This is a genomic window from Salibacter halophilus, from assembly GCF_008806325.1.
Lineage (GTDB): Bacteria > Bacteroidota > Bacteroidia > Flavobacteriales_G > Salibacteraceae > Salibacter > Salibacter halophilus.
Genome location: NZ_WACR01000002.1, coordinates 1 through 22,159, shown reverse-complemented (window position 1 = coordinate 22,159; position 22,159 = coordinate 1). Strand labels below are relative to the sequence as shown.

The 22,159-nt window shown below is 38.0% G+C and carries 24 protein-coding genes; 10 read left to right on the top strand and 14 right to left on the bottom strand.

The window, feature by feature from the left end:
* Window position 1: 1 nt before the first annotated feature.
* From F3059_RS02290 to F3059_RS02270, 5 genes are read right to left on the bottom strand one after another with little or no spacing between them, the layout of a single operon-like run.
* Window positions 2–1,030, bottom strand: a complete 1,029-nt coding sequence (locus F3059_RS02290) for a vWA domain-containing protein (protein WP_151166327.1) — start codon at window positions 1,028–1,030, stop codon at window positions 2–4.
* On the bottom strand, window positions 1,031–2,026 hold the full coding sequence (locus F3059_RS02285) for a vWA domain-containing protein (protein WP_223274524.1): 996 nt from the start codon (window positions 2,024–2,026) through the stop codon (window positions 1,031–1,033).
* Window positions 2,026–2,958 (bottom strand): BatD family protein, encoded by a 933-nt coding sequence (locus F3059_RS02280; RefSeq protein ID WP_151166326.1) that lies wholly within the window; start codon window positions 2,956–2,958, stop codon window positions 2,026–2,028. Before F3059_RS02280 ends, F3059_RS02285 begins: the two co-directional genes overlap by 1 nt.
* On the bottom strand, window positions 2,955–3,830 hold the full coding sequence (locus F3059_RS02275; RefSeq protein ID WP_151166325.1) for a DUF58 domain-containing protein: 876 nt from the start codon (window positions 3,828–3,830) through the stop codon (window positions 2,955–2,957). Before F3059_RS02275 ends, F3059_RS02280 begins: the two co-directional genes overlap by 4 nt.
* 9 nt (window positions 3,831–3,839) lie before the next feature.
* A complete protein-coding gene (locus F3059_RS02270) occupies window positions 3,840–4,886 on the bottom strand; it encodes an AAA family ATPase (RefSeq protein ID WP_151166324.1) in 1,047 nt (348 codons plus the stop codon).
* Window positions 4,887–5,032: 146 nt separating this feature from the next.
* Here F3059_RS02270 and F3059_RS02265 point away from each other — a divergent pair, with 146 nt between their 5' ends.
* From F3059_RS02265 to F3059_RS02250, 4 genes are all read left to right on the top strand, one after another.
* Entirely contained in the window at window positions 5,033–5,422 is a 390-nt protein-coding gene (locus tag F3059_RS02265) for a pyrophosphohydrolase domain-containing protein (protein WP_151166323.1), read from the top strand.
* A gap of 118 nt (window positions 5,423–5,540) precedes the next feature.
* Window positions 5,541–7,496 (top strand): hypothetical protein, encoded by a 1,956-nt coding sequence (locus tag F3059_RS02260; RefSeq protein ID WP_151166322.1) that lies wholly within the window; start codon window positions 5,541–5,543, stop codon window positions 7,494–7,496.
* A complete protein-coding gene (locus F3059_RS02255) occupies window positions 7,496–8,317 on the top strand; it encodes a DUF2490 domain-containing protein (RefSeq protein ID WP_151166321.1) in 822 nt (273 codons plus the stop codon). The genes F3059_RS02260 and F3059_RS02255 overlap by 1 nt, the downstream gene beginning before the upstream one ends.
* Window positions 8,318–8,324: 7 nt before the next feature.
* Window positions 8,325–9,209: an MORN repeat-containing protein gene (locus F3059_RS02250; protein ID WP_151166320.1), complete on the top strand. Its 885-nt coding sequence runs from the start codon at window positions 8,325–8,327 to the stop codon at window positions 9,207–9,209.
* Here the strand turns inward: F3059_RS02250 and F3059_RS02245 are convergent.
* The 3 genes from F3059_RS02245 to F3059_RS02235 all read right to left on the bottom strand — a co-directional run bounded on the left by F3059_RS02245 (window position 9,206) and on the right by F3059_RS02235 (window position 11,139).
* Entirely contained in the window at window positions 9,206–9,853 is a 648-nt protein-coding gene (locus F3059_RS02245) for an outer membrane beta-barrel protein (protein WP_151166319.1), read from the bottom strand. The genes F3059_RS02250 and F3059_RS02245 overlap by 4 nt on opposite strands.
* Window positions 9,854–9,937: 84 nt before the next feature.
* Entirely contained in the window at window positions 9,938–10,441 is a 504-nt protein-coding gene (gene ribH, locus F3059_RS02240; RefSeq protein WP_151166318.1) for a 6,7-dimethyl-8-ribityllumazine synthase, read from the bottom strand.
* Window positions 10,442–10,443: 2 nt separating this feature from the next.
* On the bottom strand, window positions 10,444–11,139 hold the full coding sequence (locus F3059_RS02235) for a tetratricopeptide repeat protein (protein ID WP_151166317.1): 696 nt from the start codon (window positions 11,137–11,139) through the stop codon (window positions 10,444–10,446).
* Window positions 11,140–11,261: 122 nt separating this feature from the next.
* Here F3059_RS02235 and recF point away from each other — a divergent pair, with 122 nt between their 5' ends.
* Genes recF through F3059_RS02215 form a run of 4 tightly spaced genes read left to right on the top strand, consistent with a single transcriptional unit; the run spans window position 11,262 to window position 14,030 of the window.
* Complete coding sequence (gene recF / locus F3059_RS02230) at window positions 11,262–12,374, top strand: DNA replication/repair protein RecF (protein WP_151166316.1); 1,113 nt, start codon at window positions 11,262–11,264, stop codon at window positions 12,372–12,374.
* A 5-nt stretch (window positions 12,375–12,379) separates the two neighbouring features.
* Window positions 12,380–13,066, top strand: a complete 687-nt coding sequence (locus tag F3059_RS02225) for a hypothetical protein (protein ID WP_151166315.1) — start codon at window positions 12,380–12,382, stop codon at window positions 13,064–13,066.
* A 2-nt stretch (window positions 13,067–13,068) separates the two neighbouring features.
* Window positions 13,069–13,740 carry a PKD domain-containing protein gene (locus F3059_RS02220; RefSeq protein WP_151166314.1) on the top strand — a complete coding sequence of 224 codons (672 nt, stop codon included), beginning with the start codon at window positions 13,069–13,071 and terminating at the stop codon, window positions 13,738–13,740.
* Window positions 13,737–14,030 (top strand): DUF721 domain-containing protein, encoded by a 294-nt coding sequence (locus F3059_RS02215; RefSeq protein WP_151166313.1) that lies wholly within the window; start codon window positions 13,737–13,739, stop codon window positions 14,028–14,030. Before F3059_RS02220 ends, F3059_RS02215 begins: the two co-directional genes overlap by 4 nt.
* 1 nt (window position 14,031) lies before the next feature.
* Here F3059_RS02215 and F3059_RS02210 read toward each other — a convergent pair whose 3' ends face one another.
* Genes F3059_RS02210 through F3059_RS02200 form a run of 3 tightly spaced genes read right to left on the bottom strand, consistent with a single transcriptional unit; the run spans window position 14,032 to window position 14,729 of the window.
* Complete coding sequence (locus tag F3059_RS02210; protein ID WP_151166312.1) at window positions 14,032–14,214, bottom strand: CPXCG motif-containing cysteine-rich protein; 183 nt, start codon at window positions 14,212–14,214, stop codon at window positions 14,032–14,034.
* Window positions 14,207–14,536, bottom strand: a complete 330-nt coding sequence (locus F3059_RS02205; RefSeq protein WP_151166311.1) for a hypothetical protein — start codon at window positions 14,534–14,536, stop codon at window positions 14,207–14,209. Before F3059_RS02205 ends, F3059_RS02210 begins: the two co-directional genes overlap by 8 nt.
* Window positions 14,537–14,540: 4 nt before the next feature.
* Window positions 14,541–14,729, bottom strand: a complete 189-nt coding sequence (locus F3059_RS02200; protein WP_151166310.1) for a hypothetical protein — start codon at window positions 14,727–14,729, stop codon at window positions 14,541–14,543.
* A gap of 116 nt (window positions 14,730–14,845) precedes the next feature.
* Here F3059_RS02200 and F3059_RS02195 point away from each other — a divergent pair, with 116 nt between their 5' ends.
* A complete protein-coding gene (locus F3059_RS02195; protein ID WP_151166309.1) occupies window positions 14,846–16,261 on the top strand; it encodes a T9SS type A sorting domain-containing protein in 1,416 nt (471 codons plus the stop codon).
* Here F3059_RS02195 and F3059_RS02190 read toward each other — a convergent pair.
* From F3059_RS02190 to F3059_RS02180, 3 genes are all read right to left on the bottom strand, one after another.
* Window positions 16,251–18,206, bottom strand: coding sequence for a T9SS type A sorting domain-containing protein (locus tag F3059_RS02190; protein WP_151166308.1), 1,956 nt, complete (start codon window positions 18,204–18,206; stop codon window positions 16,251–16,253). The genes F3059_RS02195 and F3059_RS02190 overlap by 11 nt on opposite strands.
* Window positions 18,207–18,274: 68 nt before the next feature.
* Window positions 18,275–19,225 (bottom strand): aldo/keto reductase, encoded by a 951-nt coding sequence (locus F3059_RS02185; protein ID WP_151166307.1) that lies wholly within the window; start codon window positions 19,223–19,225, stop codon window positions 18,275–18,277.
* A gap of 102 nt (window positions 19,226–19,327) precedes the next feature.
* Entirely contained in the window at window positions 19,328–19,756 is a 429-nt protein-coding gene (locus F3059_RS02180) for an FKBP-type peptidyl-prolyl cis-trans isomerase (protein WP_151166306.1), read from the bottom strand.
* Window positions 19,757–20,101: 345 nt separating this feature from the next.
* Here F3059_RS02180 and F3059_RS02175 point away from each other — a divergent pair.
* The coding region (locus tag F3059_RS02175; protein ID WP_170264992.1) for an FG-GAP repeat protein at window positions 20,102–22,159 on the top strand (2,058 nt) is incomplete at its 3' end.

Genomic DNA, 22,159 nt, shown 5'->3' with positions numbered 1-22,159 from the left:
GTTAACTTTCCCCTTTATTGATACCAAATATGTTACTTTTTCTCTTTCCGGTCAGAACCGAAAGCACGAGAAATATAAGTCCAGCTCCCAGGAAGTACTGAAACCGGTTTTCATAATCGGTGTAAACCTTTGAGCCAAACTCTGCTTTCTCCATTTTACCAATTTCATCAAAAATGTAGTTGAGGCCTGCATCGGCATTGGTAGCCTGAACGAATTTTCCGTTTCCTGCATCGGCTATGTCTTCCAGCATATCTGGGTTAAGTTTTGATACAACCGTTTCGCCATTTTTATTTTTCATGTAGCCCAGTCTGCGCTCTCCCCGATAAATTGGAATTGGGGCACCTTCATTTGATCCCATCCCGATAGTGTGAACAGCAACTCCATTATCAGCAGCTTTTTCGGCAGCTTCTTCGGCACCGCCTTCGTGATCTTCTCCATCGCTGATGATGATAATCGCTTTGCTGGTTGATGACTCCATATCGAATGATTCCATCGCTAAATCGATTGCGTCACCAATGGCAGTTCCCTGTACCGGGACAATATCAGTGTTCACAGCATCGAGGAAGAGTTTTGCTGCGGCATAATCTGTCGTTATGGGCAGCTGTGTGTACGCATTTCCGGCAAACACGATCATCCCGATGCGATCTGACTGTAACCGATCTACTAATTTTTCAATAGCTCTTTTTGCTCTTTCCAGTCGGTTGGGAGAGAGGTCCTCAGCAGTCATGCTGTTAGAAACGTCAACGGCCACGATAAGCTCAACACCTTCGCGTTTTACTTCTTCAAGCTTTGTACCTACTTGCGGACCAGCAAATCCAAAAATGAGCAGGATAAGCGCGATGAGGAAGAAGATGAATTGAACTGTGGGCTTGTTATTACTGATATTTGGTAAAATATGTTCCTTCAATTGCGGACTCAAAAAGTTATCGATCGAGTTCTTTCGCCATCTTTTCCACAGAATAAACACGAGGATTAGCACAGGTAAAATGGCTAATGCCCACAAATATTCGATATGTTCAAAGCGAAACATCTATACGATTGACTTTAATGTTGTGTGTTGAACGAGGAAGGAAAGAACGAGCAATATTCCCGATGCCGCGGCATAAGGATAAAATTCTTCCTTTCGTTTTCTGTATTCTTTTACTTCAATTTCTGTCTTTTCCAGCTCATCAATTTTGTTGTAGATCTTTTTCAAGCTCTCATTGTCTGTAGCTCTAAAATATTTCCCTCCAGTTTGCTCTGCAACTTGTGTTAGTGTTCCTTCATCGATGTAAACATCGGTTTTGCGAAAAACTGTTTGTCCAGTAATTGTTTGTACAGGCATTGGTGCTTTGCCATTCGTTCCCACACCAATTGTATAAACTTTGATTCCGTAAGTTTCAGCAATTTCAGCAGCTGTGAGAGGAGGAATGTTTCCCGAGTTGTTGACACCGTCAGTGAGCAGAATCACAACTTTACTTTTCGCTTTACTCTCGTTGAGTCTGTTCACAGCTGTAGCTAATCCGGAGCCCATAGCAGTTCCGTCCTCAATCATTCCGAATTCAATATCCTGAAAAAGATTTTTGAGCACGCTGTGATCTGTTGTGAGCGGACATTGCGTAAACGCTTCTCCTGCAAAAACAACCAATCCTATGCGATCTGTTTTTCGGCCTTCCACAAAATCGAGAGCTAAACCTCTTGCAGCTTCCAGGCGGTTTGGATCAAAGTCTTTAGCCCGCATACTTCCCGAAATATCCATTGCGAGAACGATATCTATTCCTTTAGTTGACACTTCCTGGCTCGAAGTTGAACTCTGTGGGCGAGCCATAGCTGTGATAAGCAATCCAATTGCAATCATTTGTAGACCGAACATAACGTGCCTCAATATCGGCTTTAGCGATTGCGTTTTAGGTAAAAACGAAGCAGTAGAGTAGGTTACTTGTGTTTGCTTGCGTACCTGTTTAAAAATATACCAGGCAACGAGCAGCGGTATAATCGCCAGCAACCAAAAGAGCTCTTTATGTGCAAAAACTATTTGCTCACTCATTATTGACCGTTCTCCTTTTCATTTTTCTCTTCCTCAACAGGCTTTGTCACTTCAACAAAACTCTCAACAGCTTCAAAAGCAAATTCATTTTCATTGGGTAATGGCTTAGCTTTAGCAAACTTCGCCATGTCTGAAATTCGCAGCGCTTTGATTAGGCTATCGTTGTAATCCTCACCGGCATTTGTAAGATGCATTTGCGCTTCAATTTCACTCGTGGTGTATTCCAGAGCGTGCATTCCAAATCTGCGTTCAAGGTAACTGCGAATAATTTCAGATAACCTGATGTGGAATTCGCGGTGTTTTTCGTTTTGCCAGAGTTTTTGATCTTTCAACTCGGTCAGATCCCTGAAAGCCTCAACATGTGGTGGATCAAGCGGTTTTTGAGGTTTTGCCTCAGCACGCTTTTTGTCTTTACCTGTCAGGTACAAAATCAGTGAAACTACAGATATCAAAACCCACAGAGCACCCGCGCCAATTCCAACGAATTTGATAATCTCTTCAAATGTATAAGGCACTTCACGAATAGGCTGGATATCCTTTATCGCCTGGCTCGTATCCACTTCCACATCCTGAACTTCAATCAGGAATGGCTCTGACCGAAAAGTGTCTTTATCAATGACAAAAGCAATTGGCTCAATTGCCCAAACACCCGTGTCAAATCCTGTTACAGTTAGTTGTTCAGTGATTGTTTTCGTGTTGTTGGTCAGAACCGTATCGCGACCGGCTGAGTTGACGATCATGACTTTTTCGTGCAGGTTTTCACCAAGCTGAGGCCAAATAACTTCAGTATTTTTAGCACTCTCAACTTTTAAGTCAACCTTGATTTGCTCGCCAATTTGGATGCTGTTGGAGTAGGGATTCACTTCAACTGACTGGCCAAAGGACAGCGAGATAAAACTGAGCAAAAGCGATATGGTCAGGATAATTCTCATCTTCTCAATTCGCGTTGTTTAAAGAGGTTCATGAGTGGTTTTGTGTACGATTCGCCAGTGTACAGTGAGGCTGTGTCAACGCCAGATCGGGTGAACATATCCTGTAATTTGAGCACCGCTATTTTGCGTTGCTTTTCATATTCTTCTCTAACACGCTTACTCGATGTATCAACCCATTGTGTTTTTCCTGATTCGGGATCTTGTAATGGCGCCAAACCGATGTTAGGTAGTTTTTCTTCTTGTCTGTCGCGAACGTGAAGAGCCACGAGATCGTGTTTTTTGTTCGCGATCTTGAGAGCGTTCTGAAAGTTATCATCGATGAAATCACTTAGCAGAAATACGATTGATCGTTTTTTGATTGCGCTATTGATGAATTTTAGAGCCTCAGAAAGATTTGTCTCTCCGTGTTCTGGTTCAAAATCGATGAGCTCGCGTATAATGCGAAGAATATGTGATCGCCCTTTTTTGGGTGGAATGAATTTTTCTACCTGGTCACTGAAAAATACCACTCCGATTTTATCATTGTTTTGGATTGCAGAAAAAGCCAATACAGCACTTACTTCAGTAATGAGCTGGCGCTTGAGTTGTTCGCGCGTACCAAAAGATTCACTTTTACTCACATCGATGAGCAGCATAACAGTGAGCTCGCGTTCCTCTTCAAATACTTTGATGTAAGGATGGTTGAGTCTGGCTGTTACGTTCCAATCGATCGAGCGGATTTCATCACCCGGCTGGTATTCGCGGACTTCGCTAAAGGCCATACCACGTCCTTTAAACGCAGAGTGGTACTCACCTGAAAAGAGCTGACTGGAGAGTCCACGCGTTTTGATTTCAATTTTTCTTACGCGTTTTAGTATTTCCTGCGTGTCCATCTTCAAACTCTACGGTACCTCTACAGTATTGAGAATTTCATTGATGATTTCCTCGGTTGTGATGTTTTCTGCTTCTGCTTCGTATGTGAGGCCAATTCTGTGGCGCAAGACATCTTTACAAATTGCACGCACATCTTCAGGAATTACATATCCTCTCCGCTGAATGAAAGCATAAGCCTTTGCAGCCATTGCAAGACTGATCGAAGCACGTGGTGATCCACCAAAGCTGATCAATTGCCCAAATTTTTCAAGTCGGTATTCGCGGGGTTCGCGAGTTGCGTAAACGATATCCACGATGTACTGCTCGATCTTTTCATCCATGTAAACCTGGCGAACAACTTTACGAGCATTCAATATATCTTCAGGAGTACAAACTGCTTTGGGCTCAGGGAAACTTCCCTTATTGACATTCATTTTGATGATGTCGCGTTCGTCTTCGCGAGATGGATAGTCGAGTACAACCTTGAGCATGAAACGGTCTACCTGTGCTTCAGGTAAAGGGTAAGTACCTTCTTGCTCAACCGGGTTTTGAGTTGCCATTACCATGAATGGCTTAGGTAATTTGAATGTTTGTTCGCCAATCGTAATTTGTCGTTCCTGCATAGCTTCGAGCAATGCACTTTGCACTTTTGCAGGAGCCCGGTTGATCTCATCAGCGAGAACGAAGTTGGCGAAAATAGGTCCTTTTTTATTGGAAAACTCACCCGTTTTGGCGTTGTATATTGTGGTTCCCACGAGATCGGCCGGTAGGAGATCTGGTGTGAATTGGATGCGGCTAAAATCTGCGTGAACTGTTTTTGAAAGCGTGTTGATGGCAAGTGTTTTTGCAAGCCCGGGAACACCTTCAAGCAAGATGTGACCATCAGCCAGAAGTGCGATTAATAATCGATCAGCCATGTAGGCTTGTCCCACGATGACCTTTTTCATTTCCATCCGCACGAGTTCGATGAACGAACTCTCCTTCTCGATCATTTCATTCAGAGCCCGAATATCAGAAGTGCTGCCTGTTGTGGAGACAGATTCGGCTTTCGGTTCTGACTGTGAGTAATTTTCCATGATGTATTTTTTGATTGTAAATTCAACCGTTTTTGACCGAATACAAATTTGGTTGAAATACGCCTGTGACGGCACGTGTGGCTGTTAAATATTGTTAACCTTTGGTTGTTAACTCATTTGCTATCTTAGCCGCAAAATTCATTGATATGAAATTACAGGAAACGATTGATTTGGTTCGCCAGTTTCACGATGCATTTGGTATTGAAAACAAGGAGAAACCAACGGTTGATATATCGGAAAAGACGGCATTGTTACGCTATAAATTGATGCGTGAAGAGAATGAGGAGTATCTTGAAGCTGCTCAGGAAGGCGACATGGTTGAAGTGGCTGATGCGCTAGGTGATATGCTCTATATTTTATGCGGTACGATTTTGTCTCACGGAATGCAGGATGTGATTGAAGATGTTTTTAAAGAGATACAGAGCAGCAACATGAGCAAGCTCGACAAAAACGGCAAACCGATTTACCGTGAAGATGGAAAAGTCCTAAAAAGCGATCAGTATTTTAAGCCTGATATCGGTAAAATTTTGAAATAGAATTTTCTTTTCAATTCACTTTTTGAAAGATTAAATTTAGGTCTTGTTAATTTGTGCTATAGGGTAAAATTTTCAAGTATCTTGTAGCCTTTTTAATGAAAAATATTACCATAATTGAATGATGACAAGGTCGACTATCATTTTCTTGCTTACATCTATTGTAACTGTTTTCAGTGCAAGTATAGCTTATAGTCAGAGCCGTTCTATCTATGATGGTGAATACCGCTTTGGCGGTAAGAATTACAATGTGAAGTTCAATTACTTTGAGAATGATGGAGACACTTTGCTGGATGGTGAATTTGAAGCTTTTCATCAGTTTGAAAGTAGCAATGATGAGTTTGAATACACTTCTTTAAATGGTGAATTCATAGAAAACGAACTGGATTCAAAGTGGGAGATTAAAACCGGAACCTTTGAACCGGAAGGCGATGGCGTCTACGATGATTACTCTTTTTCATATACAGTTAACGGGAATGAGTTTCATGCTGAATTGCAATTTGATGAGGGTGAGTTGACGGGCAACTGGCAGTTTTTTGATTGGAAAATAAGAAACTCTGAAATATTTGATACAACGCTTTATGGAAGTGTATCTTACGTTGATAATCTTATCAGTAATTTCAGTTTTGATCAACAAGGTAATTCTCTAACAGGAAAACTTGATTCTGCTTGTGTAGCTGAAGGAGTTTGGAAGTTTTATTCAACCAGTAATGGAGAGAAGATTAAAAAAAGTTGGGTGTTTAAGAACAAACACCTGTCTAAAGTTGAGATAAAGCGCGGAGATGAAAATGATCTTGAAATTTCGTTGATGGATACAGTGGGCAAGAACTCGATTGAAGAAACAAAAGAATTAGACCGTGCTTTTCTTGAAATTCTCAAACTCAAAATCGCCATTCGTCAACCTGCTCTTATTGAAGGTTTCACTCAGGCAGAAGACCTCAATGAGCTGTATTTTGATTTTCTAGATCAGTACAATAAAATAGATGACATCCTTCATCCTTTGCGAAAAGAGACACTTTTTCCAGAGATGAAATCGAAGATTTACAGGTTTCCTTACACTGATTCTGAGGAAACGAGTTTAAATTCTATCATCAAAGATCACGAGAAAACAAGAGATATTATCAACTCTATTTTGGATGATCCTCAAGTGAATATTGCCAGTATATCAGATGAGGAAATCGCCCGTTACGAAGCAGTTCTTAAAAAGATTAGAGAAGGTTTTTATTCACAGCAAAAGGACTTTATCGAACTTTATCTCAACAACTATTTGCCATACCTGGATAGAAATGAGGTAATCGAATTTAAATTTGATCTACAAGAGGTCATCAAATTAAACAACGACTCAAGTTCAAATGACTATCCGCTCAAAGCTAATTACGATTATCTGGAAAATACAGAGCTAAGTGAATTGCAAAAGCTCGAACGCTATTCTAAAAATATTCTTGAAGATTTGGAATTGATTCAATCAGATGTAGAGCAATTTGTCAGTAAATATAAACGCCAAAAGCAACTGGTTGATATTGAATCGAAATTGATTGAAAAGTACGATTCTGTAAAGTATTTAAACGATTCGCTGATCACGGCAGAGTACAATTCTTTTGCAAAAATTGATGTCAATAGGGCTATTGCACAATTTGCTGATAGTTCTCTGAAAGCTTACTCGGGACTTAACACAGAAAATGAAAAAATGGAAAGGGCGAAGAACTTGCTTTCCTGCTATGAAAAAGCTGAAGATTTGATCTATACGGTTCATCAGTCAACCGAAAATATTTATAAAATCAATGAAGCTTATACCAGAGAAGTCTTTAACCCGTATACCTATACGAATATGGAAGAAAAGGCAAAGCCCTCTATTTACAATTCGTTTAGCAACGTTTTGTTGCCGGGTATTTTTCAGAACCTAAATCGATTGAGTTGTGAAAACATTAGTGCTTACAGCCAAAATTTTTCAGTTCTATTTGAAGGTATGATGAACTTTTTAAAAGATGAAAACACGAACAGAGCAGAGCGAAAAGTAAAACGGACTGAGAGTGCAAGTGAAGCTGCTGAAGTTTTGAATTTGGAACTAACATTTTAATGATCAATCATTTAAAAATAGTAATTCACTCGGTTCTGATTCTGTTGATTAGCTCTACAGGATTTTCCCAGGAACAAGAACTAGAGCCCAGCTTTGGTGAAATGGGATACAATACCTGGCTCAGTTCATACAATAAGTTTCAGTTGACAGATAAGCTGTATTGGGCCGCAGAGATGCATTACAGAAGAGCAGGGGAAGCCTCAAACACTCCTTTTGTCGACCGGATGTCAAAAATTTACAACCGTCATGGCTTGAATTATGTTTTTTCAAATAGATTCAACATCACTGCAGGTGGTGTACTGCGGTTAGATTTCACACCAGAGCCCGGCAATACCGATTATGAGTACCTTATTATAGAACCCAGAATTTGGCATCAGTACCTATTTGCAATTCCCTTTTCACGATTCATGGTTTATCACCGCTTTAGAATAGAACACCGCTGGACTAGAGGCTTCGAGGTTGGTGATACTGATTGGCAATTCAGGAACCGATGGCGTTACAATTTTTACATGAAAATTCCGCTCAACAACAAACAGTTGAAGCCCGGCACTATCTATTTATCGCCCAGTATCGAGACTATTGCACAAACAGGCAAGTCTGTAGTGGGAAGCTTCATAGAGGATATTCGATTTTATACAAACGTTGGGTATATTGCGAGTCCGAGGGTTTCATCTTCAGTTGGTATGATGTACACTACTGGTCAGAACCTGAATGATCCTACTCATTACAGAAGAAGGTGGGTATTTCGAGTAAGCGCGTATATTTCACTCGACTTCAGAAAAGAAGAAGAGAAAATTCCTTCAATTAAACTATCAGACTAAAAGCTATATGCTCAGCAAAAAACATAAATACATAATCGCAACTCTGGTTATCATTTTAATAGTTGGCGCACTCGTTTTTGTATTGATCAGGAATCAAAAATTCAAAAAGGACCTCACGACTTTACGCCAGGATCTGACCGAAATAAAACAAAACAATCACTTACTGGAGCGTAAATCGAAAGCTGATAACCTTTTTATCACTGGAGATTACGACTCTGCTATGACGATTTACTCTTATATTGAAGATTCCATTTCCAATAACTCTTTCATAATGGAAAGAAGATTACGCATGAAGCGCGTTCAAAATTTGAAATCGGCACTTGACAGTACTCAATCTATGACTAGCTCTCAAATTGCCAGTATGGAACGCGAAATGGAAAAACGTGAAAAGGTGATCAACGAAAAGAACGAAGACAAACTAGATTCTATTTCAGGTTATTATCGAGGTCAGTTGAGTGCTCTTGAAAAGCAATTGAATCAAACAAAATCCAAATTGAAGGATCAGCCTGAAATCGGACGCCTAAGCTTTTACAATGCTAATGGTACTCGCATATCGTACTTTGGTGAGCTTAAGTTTGGCAAAGCTAATGGAGATGGTATGGGCCACTACAGTTCAAACAGTGTTTATGACGGGGAGTGGAAAAACAACATGAAGCACGGTGAAGGCACTTATAAATGGGCTGATGGCCACAAATATGTTGGTGATTATGTGAAGGATAAAAGAGAAGGGAAGGGGACATATTACTGGAATACTGGTGAGAAATATGAAGGTAGCTGGAAAAACGACAAGCGAAATGGCTACGGTATCCTGTACGATAAAAATGGTGTTGTGAAGTTCAAAGGAATTTGGAAGGATGATGAGTTCGTTAAAGAAGCTGACAAGCAGGATTAATCTAATTTCTTAATGTAAGAAATGACTTTATTCAAAGGCATTTTAGCATAGAATTGAGCTACCATAGAAACTGGGAGCGTATTGTTATCAGCAAAGTCATTTTCGTAAGATTGTAGTGGGACAAAACTGTGATTGTATCGAATCCCAAACACAAAGTTTTCACTGTATTCGTATTCTAAACCAAATAGAGTGGAATAATCCATGGCGGGTACATCATTTCTAAGTCCCTGAGACTGCGACTCACCATCAACAGTATACTGGTGATTTCCGCCAATAAACAAACTCGGCTGAAAACCGATATTAGCATTGAATCGTTCACTCAGCACAATGTTGAACATAATAGGAACATCGAGGTAATAAAGATTGATATTGCTTTTATTGCTACTGTTCCAATTCCAGGAACCTTTTTGTGTAAGCAAACCTTCAAGTTGAATGTATAGCCGTTCGTTGCTGCCAAATGTTTTATAAGCACCAATTTGTACCCCCGGTTTTATGCTTCCAGCTCCCTGTCCTTTGACTGTTGAAGTAATGACTCCTGCTTTAACGCCAAAATCCTGTTTTTGAGCCATCAAATTGGTACACCATAATGATGCACAAATGAAGGCTTGGAAAAGAAAAATGTATTTTAACAGATTAGAGGTCATTGACACATATTGTGAATTGTGTTCAATTTTACGAAAACAATTCCAATTACCTGCTCGATAATCGCGTATCAAAAAGTTAAAGAATCAATAATTTGATTGAGAGAGGTCCATTTGAAGAGCAACCATTTTGAGTGCAGCTACTGCAGCTTCAATCCCCTTATTACCGTGTTTTCCTCCGGCTCTGGCTCTTGATTGTTCAATGTTATCATCGGTCAGAACCCCAAAAATGACGGGTTTGTTGTATTTCAGGCTCACATCTTTTATGCCGTGAGCAACTCCCTGGCAAACGTATTCGAAGTGGCTTGTTTCACCACGAATAACACTACCTACACATACGACAGCATCAACCGTATCGTGCTCACATAAAAACTGTGCACCGAGTGGTAGTTCAAAACTACCGGGTACGCTTTTCACAACAATATTGTGATCTGAAAGATTTTGAGATTTTAGGACTTCAATTGCTCCGTCCCTGAGAGCATGAGTGATTTCATCATTCCATTCACTAAAAACAACTCCAACACGAAGACCTGAACAATCTGGAAGATCATTCAGGTCGTGTTGTGAAAGATTTTTGTTTTCAGTAGCCATGATTATGCTTTCTCCTGCATGAGTTTAGCACGCTGAATGAATTTTTCTATTCCGCGACCTTCCTGAGAGTTAGGATAGTCGTTCTTGATAGATTCGTAAAACTCACGTGCGTCACCGTATTTGTTGAGCTTTTCAGCTGCAATTCCTGCTTTTTTGAGATAGATTGGAGTAGTGAAAGAGTTGCTTTCAGCATTTGCAGCATCCTCGTAGTAACCGAGTGCTTTTTCGTATTCGCCTAACTCACTGTATGCATCACCTATAGCTCCTAGTTTAAGAGAAGGTGTGATTTCATCATTTGCTTCATAGCGATCGAGGTAAGCAACAGCACCTTCATAATCACCGGTTCTGAGCAGTGAAATACCCATGTAATAATTAGCTACATTCCCGGCATTAGTTGAGCTGTAATCAGTTGCAACCTGTTCGAAACCGAGATGGCCTTCATTATCTCCGTACATAGCCAGGCGGAATGAGTCACGAGCAAAGTGTTGTTGTGCGTAAAACATTTCAGACTCAGCTTCTTTTTGAAGCGGTGGCATGTAAAAATTAAAGTAGTATACAATACCTGCCACAATTATTAAAACAGCAGTTAAACCAAAGGTTATAGTTTGCTTGTTGTTTTCAAAAAAGTGTTCAGTTTTAGAGTAAACTTCTCCTACATCAAGAATTTCCTCTTCGCTTTGTTTCTTTTTGTTAGACATGTTAAGGCGTGTTTTAATGCGTGCAAATATAGTTTTTTATCGTTTTTGGTTTTGGTAATGAATGACGTAATTTGCACGAGTTATAAAAATATCATTGTTAACTCTTGCTTAGCGGGATTTCCATGCATTTAAAAAACCTTCATTTAGTTCATTTTAAAAACCGTGACCAGGCCGATTTAGAGTTTGTAGACGGCATAAATTGCTTTGTTGGCAACAATGGAGTTGGTAAAACAAATCTATTAGACTCAATTTATTATTTAGCATTTTGCAAGAGTTTTTTCAACCCTATTGATTCTCAAAACATTCAATACGATGAAGGATTTTTCGTAATCGAAGGTACATTTGATCGTAATGAGAAGGACGAGAAAATTTATTGCGGGTTCAAGAAAGGTGATAAAAAACAGTTTAAGCGCAACAAGAAAAATTACGACCGCTTTTCAGATCACATCGGCTTTTTGCCCCTGGTTATGGTTTCACCGGCTGATACGGAGCTCGTTTACGATGGAAGTGAAGTGAGGAGAAAGTTTGTTGACGGTGTTATTTCGCAATTCAATTCGTCTTATCTCGATAACTTACTCAAATACAACAAAGCTGTAAGTCAGCGAAATGCTCTTCTCAAGAAGATGGGAGAGGAACAACGATGGGATGCTTCATCAGTAGAAGTTTGGAACATGCAATTACTTCAGTATGGCCAGCCCATTTACGAAGCTCGAAGGGAGTTTTTAGATGAATTCATTCCCATTTTTCAGCAGTACTATAATTTAATAGGCAATGAAAGTGAAGAGGTTTCGCTCGTGTATAAATCGAGATTACACGAGGCTTCTTTTGAAGATTTACTGCAACAGTCAGAACCGAAAGATGCTCGTGCTCAGTATACAACAGTAGGCGTACACAAGGATGACCTCAAGTTTGAAATCAAAGGACATCCATTGAAGAAATTCGGGTCTCAGGGACAGCAAAAGTCTTTCCTTATTGCATTGAAGTTGGCCCAGTTTGATTTCATGAAAATGAAGAAAGGCATCAAACCGCTCTTGCTTCTTGACGATATTTTTGATAAACTCGACAAAAATAGAGTTAAGGCACTCATGTCGTTAGTTAGTGAACATCATTTTGGGCAGGTTTTCGTAACAGATGCCAACAAAACTAGAATTCAGGAGTTATTTGAAGACATAGACACTGCCTTGCGTATTTTTGAAGTACAGCCTAATGAGACGAAGCTCATTACAGAAAAATAAGATTGATGAAAAAGTATTTATTATTAGTTTTTATACTGATTTCCACACTGAGTTACGGCCAGCGTAAAGACTGGAACCTCGGTATATTTGCTATTCCCAGCGATCAGTACAGAGTAAAGATAGACGGTGAGCTACAAAAGCCCGGTTACTCATTTTTGATCAAGCCTGGTTACCACCAAATTCAAGTTTGGTCGCCAAATTATGAGGTATATGACACGGCATTTACGTATATGACTGGAAAGGTGATTATCAAAATAGATTTGAAGCCATCTACACAATTGAAAGCTTTAAGAAAAGCGCAATACGAAAAAGGAAGGTTACACGGTCACGCTTTCATTGGAGCTACATCAGCTATTGTTTTGGGTATTGCAGCAGCTATTAACTACAATGAAATAGGAGATCGTAATTTGGAATATGTTCGTTCCAGTCAAGCTGTTGAGCTAAATATTGAAGGATATAGTACCGAAGATAGAGATGAAGATGAAAGTCGCTTGCAAAACAGCAGAATAGCTCAATATACGATGTACGGGTTAATTGCTGGTAGTTTAACTTACTGCACCTGGAAGCTCATCAAGGCAAGGCAGGTTGAAATTCCTGAATTAAAAGATGATAAGAGTTTTGTTCTCGATGGAGTAGGACTTTCACCAAACAGGATGGGCGGAATGAATGCCAGTATTCGATTAAAGTTTTAGAAATGAAGAAAACAGCATTTTATATATCAATTCTACTTTCGGTAATCGTTTCGAGTTGCACCGATAAGCCGGATGCTTGCATTGAGGGATCTGACAGATATTACAAAAATATTGAAGCTAAGTTCAGAACCTGTGGTGAAGGCGAAGTCTTTTTTTGGGAGTTTGGAAATGATTCGATTGGAGCAAGAGGAGATAATGTTCAGCATATTTTTGAACGTACCGGCACTTACGAAGTAAAGTTGACCGGCTACAGTGATGATGGTCGCAAGACTGATGAGGCTAGGAAACTCGTGGAAGTGGGCTATAAACGCATTGACTCTATCGTTGTAACGCAATTGATATTGAACGGTGTAGAAGAAAAGGATAACGACCAAACCCGGCCTGATGTGTATTGTACATTTGGCTCTTTTGTGAGCACTGATACAATTTTTAACGCCCCAAGAAATGCCTCAGAGGCTGAGCCTTTCGTTTTCAAATTTGATAGTGCTGTTTACAATGATTTATCGATAGGTGATGATGTTCGTTTATACGATTTCAACAGATCACCAGGAATCAACGACTTAGAGATAGAAGCGTTGAGGAGTACAGATGCGCTGGGGGATATGGAGAATCCTCAAATTTGGGAAATTCCACTATCACTCAGGTTAGAAATTTATTGGACTTTAGTAGAATGAAGAAAGAGAGCAACCAGGAGTCACTCAAAGAAGTAATTGACCGATACTTAGAGTCTTTGAAGATGAAAGACAAATTGTCGGCTATGGATCTGAAAAAAGAGTGGTCAAATATCGTTGGTCCCAGTATAGCCAAACACACTACTAGTATGTTTCTTCAAAAACAAGTCTTGATTTTGCGAATAGACAGTTCAATCATCAAAAATGAACTGAGCATGGCAAAATCAAAACTCGTAGAATCGATCAACAACCACTTTTCAAAAGAAGTGGTAAAAGAAATCGTTCTTAAATAAATTATTGGCCTATAGGTTGGTAATTAAACTCAACTACTTGATTTCCCACAATTGTCACATCAAACTCTATGGGATTGCAACATCTCTCACAATCTTCAATAAAATTTTGATTTGATGCTCCGGCATCTATCAAAATACTGACATCAGTAAGACAATAAGGACATGTAAACTCATGCTCAATCATCTTGTAAGTATTCTGATAATTTATCAGCACCGGATTTTAAAAGAAGTGGAATTAATTTTGAGGTTTTTATCTCAACAACTTCACCTTTTTTGATAGTGATATAGTTGCTACCAGCCACTTTAAAACGTATTTCCTGTTCAAAGTGCTTGAGGAGTTCTAGATACTCAATGTGTTTACTAACTGGTATATGACTGATAAAATCCTCTAATATTCTCTCGTCAGAAATAAAACATTCAACGAAATGCGGTCTTGATACAAATTCAATTTTACCAAATGTGTGATCAATGTATAAGTCACTGGGATCTATTATAAAACTTGCCATATTTTTACTTGTCTGCAGATTCAATACTCACTTTACCATTAAACTTCCAGGTTGTTGACTTTTCATTGTCAACTTCACTGGGTATTTCAACTTCCAGATTTTCAAAATTGTAATCGACTTTTTTATTGTTTTCAATTGTTGTTGCAATTGAACTGAAAAGATCATTAAGCGTTTTGAATTCGTTTTTTTCCATTTGTTTTTTTATTTGTTAATCTAACAGATTATAGGAGATTGTGTTGAGCTAAACAAGTTTATGGTATGAATTTTTGTAAATTTATGTGAAATATCAACACTTAAACAATCTGTTACATGAAAAGACTGCTAATACTTTTACTCAGTTCAGCTATAACATATATTTCTAATGGTCAGATCCAAAGTGCCGAATGGGAGGAATACCTCGATGATGGAGTAATTGAAGAAGTAACGTATGACTCTGTTTCAGGATCATATTATTTGGTTGGCTTTTATGATGGTTGCGCTCGGAATTTTAGAGTGATAAAACTCGATTCTTCCAGGAATGAGATTTGGAGTACCACAAAAGGATATTGTCACGCTACACAACTTGGAAGTTATTACAGTTCTGATGCATATTTTAGACAATTCAAAATATCTGAAAACGCAGATAACATTTACCTTCAGCTATTGCTTGATGGAAATCATGAGGATGGTCACCATCATTTATATTTTAATAAGTACACAGGGAAAATTGTCAATGATGCTGAAACCAGTAGAAGTAGAGATTTTGAATTTAAGAAAACAGCGTTTGCAAAATACCAGTCCTTTCAAAAACAATGGTATAGAGACAGAATTAACCGATTAGAGCATGATTTAATTTCAGGTAATACATCTGCATGGTTTTATCATTTGATTGATGGAGTTGATGTCGACTTCATCATGGAACGAAATGATTCACTGTTTATTTATCAGGCCGGGACTTATAATGATACTACTGAGAAAGATTCGCTTTTTGTTATATCCAGAAACTCAGGAGGAGTATCAGATATATCACAAGTACATGAATTAAATAAGTCTGTAACTTACTTGTGGAGAGGTGATGCCAGAATGAAAGAAAATGGTACAGCTTTCTGGTATGAGAGCTTAATTGACTACTACCCATATACTAATAGATACGATAGCGCTTTTGTAATGGGGAATTATGACTATGTTTCTCAGGAAATTGATTCAGTCAGTATATTTTTTGATAAAGAAACATCAATTCACCAATACGAATGGATTAATGATCGGCTTCACTTTTACATGAATAGAGGAGATACAGCAATATGGAGTATTTACGATCTCTACGTACAGCAGTTATGGACTAAAGAGTTTTTAAGTTTCCATTCTTTTAGGTTGAAAAATGTAGAGTTAGTCGATGATGGGTATATCATCTCGGGAAGGCGAGATGGCAAAATGTACATGGCTAAGTATAAAAAGAGTGAATCGCTATCTGTTGCACTTGGTTCTGATCGTTTAGAAAATCGAAAAGCAACCTCATTTGAGATGTTCCCAAATCCAGCTGATAATCATTTTCGAATCTCTTTAAGTTCTGATTCAAGAAAAGCTGAAATGCGAATACAAAACATGAAGGGGCAATTGATCAAATCTATTGACATCAGCGACCAGGAAACAGTTGATATTTCTGGATTGAACAGTGGTGTTTATATCGTTCAAATCAAATCTGAGTTAGAGCAGAGTTTTCAATCAAAAAAGCTCATCATTCAGTAATGATCAATTTTGATTTATTGGTTGAATTATTAGCGCTCTTTGACACTAAGAAATAAATTCCGGGCGATAGATTTGTACTGATCTTTTGTCTTTTACTGTTGATCTTTTGAGAATAAACTGTTTTGCCTGTAGCATCATAAACATTAATGATATCAACATCTGCATTATTTTCAATTGAAAAATTACCGTCATTGGGATTCGGGAATATATTTACGGCATTTTTCTTCTCAATGTTCTCTCTACCAGAAACAAATACACTATTCGAGAAATTTGACAAACAACCGTTTTCTCCAATTGATCTCACTTTAAAAGTGTAATTATCATCAGGATGATAGATAAAAGGGAGATCATAGCCGGTAAATTCACCGTTTTGAGTGTACCAAATATGTTGGAGTGAGTCTGTACTGCTGAATAGAGTATCGTTAGTAAAAGATAGAGTAGGTGTTTGCGGTATTTCTTTCACTTTAACTTCAAAAAAGCGGTTGTAAGTTTGTCCCTGCCCATACTGTATTTCAAACTTAAAGCGAACGGTTTTAGCGCTGTCAAATGCATTCACATTAAGTGTATATATATCGCTTGAACTCGAGTTTAGTTGATAGTCATTATTATGAATAGCCATTGAATCATCAGAAGAAACTGAGATTGAATATTGGTCAGATCCGGTTAGTTTAAAATTAACCTGAATGTTACTATCATTTCTGCAGATTGTTCGATTCAGTGGACCTATCAATGAAGGACGCAAGTTATCTATCTTGTAAACTTCTAATGCTCTGGCAAAATCATATTCATTGGAAGGGTCAAACTGATTATAACTAACATAGCTACCAATAGCAGCATATTTATCATTTATGTCTGCTGATCGAGAATCAGTAAAAGCAATTGGTCTTATTTGTTTCCTGAGCTTCACATAACCTGAGTCGTGGTAAAAAAGAACCATGTTTCCAAAGTTCTTATTATCGAAATCGTAGTTGTTTTGAGAATAAAAAGGGCCTATTTTATTAAAAGCCCCAACAGCCAATCCAACTTTATCGTTTGACACAACCTCCTTAATTCCCCAACAATTATCACAATCATTGTGTGTTAATAATAATTTTCGACTATGGTTCAGCTGATTGTCAGAGTAATCAATCTTAATGTATGGCCATAAGTCATCTTCACCTTTCTCAAATTGAATAAGTGCCCTTGGATCATTTAAGTATCGAGTTTTATAGGGATACTCATATTGAAAAGTATCAGTTAATCCTTGTTCAATTTGAGTAGTACGTTGATTAAAAAAGAAATAATCATCAAATTGAGTACCATTAGCATTGTATATTTGACCACTCAAAATGCAATGGTTTTCATCACAATCTAGCTCTCCGTATTTATGAAGGTTAAATGGCTCTATTAACGTATCATTTGAAAAGTCCCAAATAGCTAAACTCTTAACGTTGTGTTGTGGTCCGCCTGTAAATGAACCAGACATGAAAAGGGAGTCTCCTTTTAATTCCAGGTCAAAAACAATTCCATTAAATTGTGGTATATCAGTAATCAAAGAGTCGGTTATGTAATTATACAGAGCAAAGTTCCTGTGACTAATTCGGTTCACCTCTGCTATAGCCCCGCCTATAAAAATTAAACTATCATTGACTTCAAAATCCCAAACACTGCCAGCAATATTTAAGTTAAACCCTTGCGCTTGTTTTGAAAGTAAGTCTACCATATAAAAATCACCTGTGCTCATTAAAGGAGATAATGAAACTTTACCCTGTGATGATTGAACTACATCATATAATTGATTGAAATTTCCCTGACAGAATACTGTATCACCTTTAAGCTTTACTAACTCAACAGTCTTTTTAGAAGTAGGAATATCATCGATAAATTGGACTGATTGGGAATATATATTTATCGGGATTAAATAAATTAATAATGATAAAACAATAAAGTACTTTGAAGTTTTCATGGAAGTTAGTTTTCAAAATTTTCAGCAAACCCAATGCCAAGTAGTTGTGATATAAGTCAAATGACTCATTACCCCCAAAGATACTCCATTGTATATGGACTTCCATCCATCGCCCAAAAGCTGCCGTCAACGAACCTGTAACCTCTGTCGATTTTTTCAATTTCTTCCATTTGAGAATCGGTTAGTTGAATGTCCTGTGCTTTAATGTTTTCCTCAATTCGGGAAGGTGTTACCGATTTTGGAATAACAGCATTTCCTCTTTGAGCTGACCAGGCAATGAGAATTTGTGCAGATGTAGCATTCTTTGATTTAGCTATCTTATTGATAAGGTCATTCTGTAATAGTACCGGCTCATCATCTTTTTTCATTTTATCACTCCTGTCCATTGACCCTAGCGGACTGTAAGCTGTTAGATGAATTCCATTTTCCAAACAGAAATTATGCAATTCTTTTTGTTGTAAGTAGGGGTGGAGCTCTACCTGGTTCATTTCAGGTTTTTCATTCGTTTTTTCGATCAGATCCTTTAGGTTCTGAATGTTAAAATTCGAAACTCCTGCATGCTTGATCAGGCCTTCTTTTTTGAGGTGTAGCATAGTGTTGAATGTTTCGTGGTGTGGTGCCTGATCAGGAGACAGAAAATCTTCTGGTTCTTTAGGGAAGTTACAATCAGGTTTTAGTGCTACAGGCCAGTGAATAAGATAAAGATCGAGATAATCTAACTGAAGATCATCAAGTGTTTTTTGAAGAGCAGGCTTTACGTCATCTTTGAGGTGAGCTGTGTTCCATAGTTTGCTCGTAATCCATAAATCCTCTCTAGATACGATATTTTCATCGATGGCTCTGACCAAAGCGTTACCTACTTCCTTTTCGTTGCCATAGATTGCAGCACAGTCTATATGTCTGTATCCTTTTTTGATAGCGTGATACACCGCTTTTTCAACATCTCCTGGTGCTGACTTCCATGTTCCCAGCCCTATAGCGGGCATTTTATCTCCATTATCAAAGTTGAGTGTCTTCATTATTTTAATTTTTCTATTCGAACGATGTTAAATTACAAAAGTTTTGACATAAAAAAAGCAACCTCGCGAGGTTGCTTTAAAAATACTTGAAACAGTATAATTTTATTTAATTTCAACTAACTCAATGTCAAATACTAAGTCTTTTCCAGCAAGTGGGTGATTAGCATCAACAGTGATTGAGTCGTCTTTAACTTCAGTAACAACTAGTTGAATTTCTTGTCCCTGAGGAGTTTTAGATACCAATGGCATTCCAACTTCAGGTTTTATTTCTTCAGGAAGCTGAGATTTTGGAACATCCTGAACGAGTTCGTTACGAACGTCTCCATAAGCTTCGCTTGAAGGTATATTGAGTGTTTTCTTTTCGTTTACTTCCATATCGATAAGACCGTTCTCAAAACCAGGAATAAGTTGTCCCTGACCAACGGTTATCTCTAGAGGCTCTCTGTCTTTAGAGCTATCGAATACTTCTCCAGATGTAAGCTTACCAGTGTAATGCACTTTTACAGTGTCGTTGTTTTTTACTTTACTCATAAAGTGATATTATCAGATTATAAAATTGATTTTCAATTTACTAAATGAATTGACGCGAAGGTATAATTAATTATTTACCTCACTAAGTCAAACTTTGAAAGTTGAAGATATTAACGTGATAAAAACTTGAAAGTTAGAAGGATTAAAAATATATTCGCCTTTTATTATGGAAAATAGTCAACTGATTAACTTGTAAACACTATGCAGAAATTTCATTATTTACTATTGATTGTTCTATCTATTTTAATTTCTCCATCTCTAATACATAGCCAAAATATATGGAATCAGGTTGGAAATAATGTTTTAGGTACAAATGCTCAAGATCTATTAGGAGCAAGTTCAGCAATGAACAAAAATGGAGATATTGTAGTGATATCTAGTAAAGGGAGTGATAATGTAAATGGTATTGATGCAGGAAAAGTAGAGGTTTTTCAATTTAATGGTAATAGCTGGAGCCAATTGGGAAATGATATATTAGGTCAATCAGCAGGAGATAACTTTGGTGCTAGAGTATCGATAAATGATGCAGGTACTCGAATAGCAGTAAGTTCACCTTTAGCTAGTCCAAATAGTAAATATGAAGCTGGGAAGGTTGATATTTATGAATGGAATGGTAATAACTGGATGCAATTAGGTAGTTCAATTGAAGGAATAGCTGCAAATTCAAGATTAAGCCAGGTAGAACTAAACTCACAGGGAAATGTCATTGGGATTAGTACAAGAATGTATAGTAGTCAGGATGGTTATGCCTCAGTTTATGAATGGAATGGAAGTAATTGGATTCAAAAGGGACCGACCATATTTAAAGGGAACGGTCATGGTTTTGGGAATTCTATAGCAATATCGGATAATGGTAATACAATAGTTATTGGTGCCATTAGTTTTTCCGCTGGCTATTTAAGTGTTTATGATTGGAATGGCTCCTCCTGGAATCAAAGGGGCTTTGATATTCAGGGAGCAGGTAGTGGTAGTCAGTTTGGTCGATCTGTATCTATCTCTAGCGATGGTAATACAATATTGGGGGGCGCGACTTATTATAATTCAGCGGCTGGCTGTATTCAGTCATTTGAATGGTCTGGTACATCATGGGTTTCAAAAGGTAGCTTAATTTCGGGTAATAGCTCAAATGATAAATATGGTTGGTCCTGTGATATTTCTCAAGGTGGGGATACCATTGTTGGTGGTGCATATAATGCTTCAAATGGGGGGTATGTAAAAGCTTATTATTGGAATGGAGCTAATTGGACTCTACTCGGGAATCAAATTAGTGCACAAAGTAGTGGTGATAGGTTCGGTATTTCTGTTAATCTTTCAACAAATTCTAATCGCTTAGTAGCCGGAGCATACTATAATGACAATAATGGTTTTAATGCTGGCCAGGCAAGAGTTTTTGAAATAAGTTGTAATAGTTATAGTTCAATAACTGTCAATCAATGTGCAGCATATACAGTCCCTAGCGGTGATACTACTTACACATCAACGGGTATCTACACTGATACTGTTTTGAACTCATTCGGTTGTGATAGCATTATAACAATTGATTTAACAATTAATAATACATACAGCAACTTAACAGTTCAAACATGTAACCCACCATATACTGTACCAAGTGGTACTGCAAGTTACAGCTCTTCTGGAACATATTACGATACAATTCCTTCTACTAATGGATGCGCTATAATCCTCATAATTGATTTAACTGTTGGATCACCAACATCAAGTACCTTTAACGTATCTGCATGTGGTTCGTACACTGTTCCTAGTGGTGATGAGACTTACACGAGCAGCGGGACCTACATGGATACAATTCTGAATGCTTCTGGATGTGATAGTGTAATGACTATTAACGTATCAATTAATCAGGATGCATTTCAGATTATTAATGAAACAGCCTGTAGTTCATACACAGTACCAAGTGGTGATGAATCATACACTTCTTCAGGATCTTATTTGGATACAATACCAACTGTTGCTGGATGCGATAGTGTATTAGCTATTAATCTAAACATTTTGAATTCTTTTAGTCAAATAACTATTGATACCTGTAATACTTACACTGTACCAAGCGGTGATGAGACATATACATCTAGTGGAACTTACTTAGATACAATACCAAACTCAGCAGGTTGTGATAGTATAATAACCATCAATTTAACTATATCAAGTCCCTCTAATACAATAAGTGTTTCATCTTGTAGCTCATATACTGTCCCTAGTGGTGGGCAAACCTATACTGCTTCGGGTACTTATACTGATATATTACAAGCAGCTAATGGTTGTGACAGTATCTTAACGATTAACCTCACGATCAACAACTCTTCATCAGCAACGCTCAACGAAACGGCTTGTAGCTCTTACACTGTTCCGAGTGGGGATGAGACGTATATTACGAGTGGAACTTAT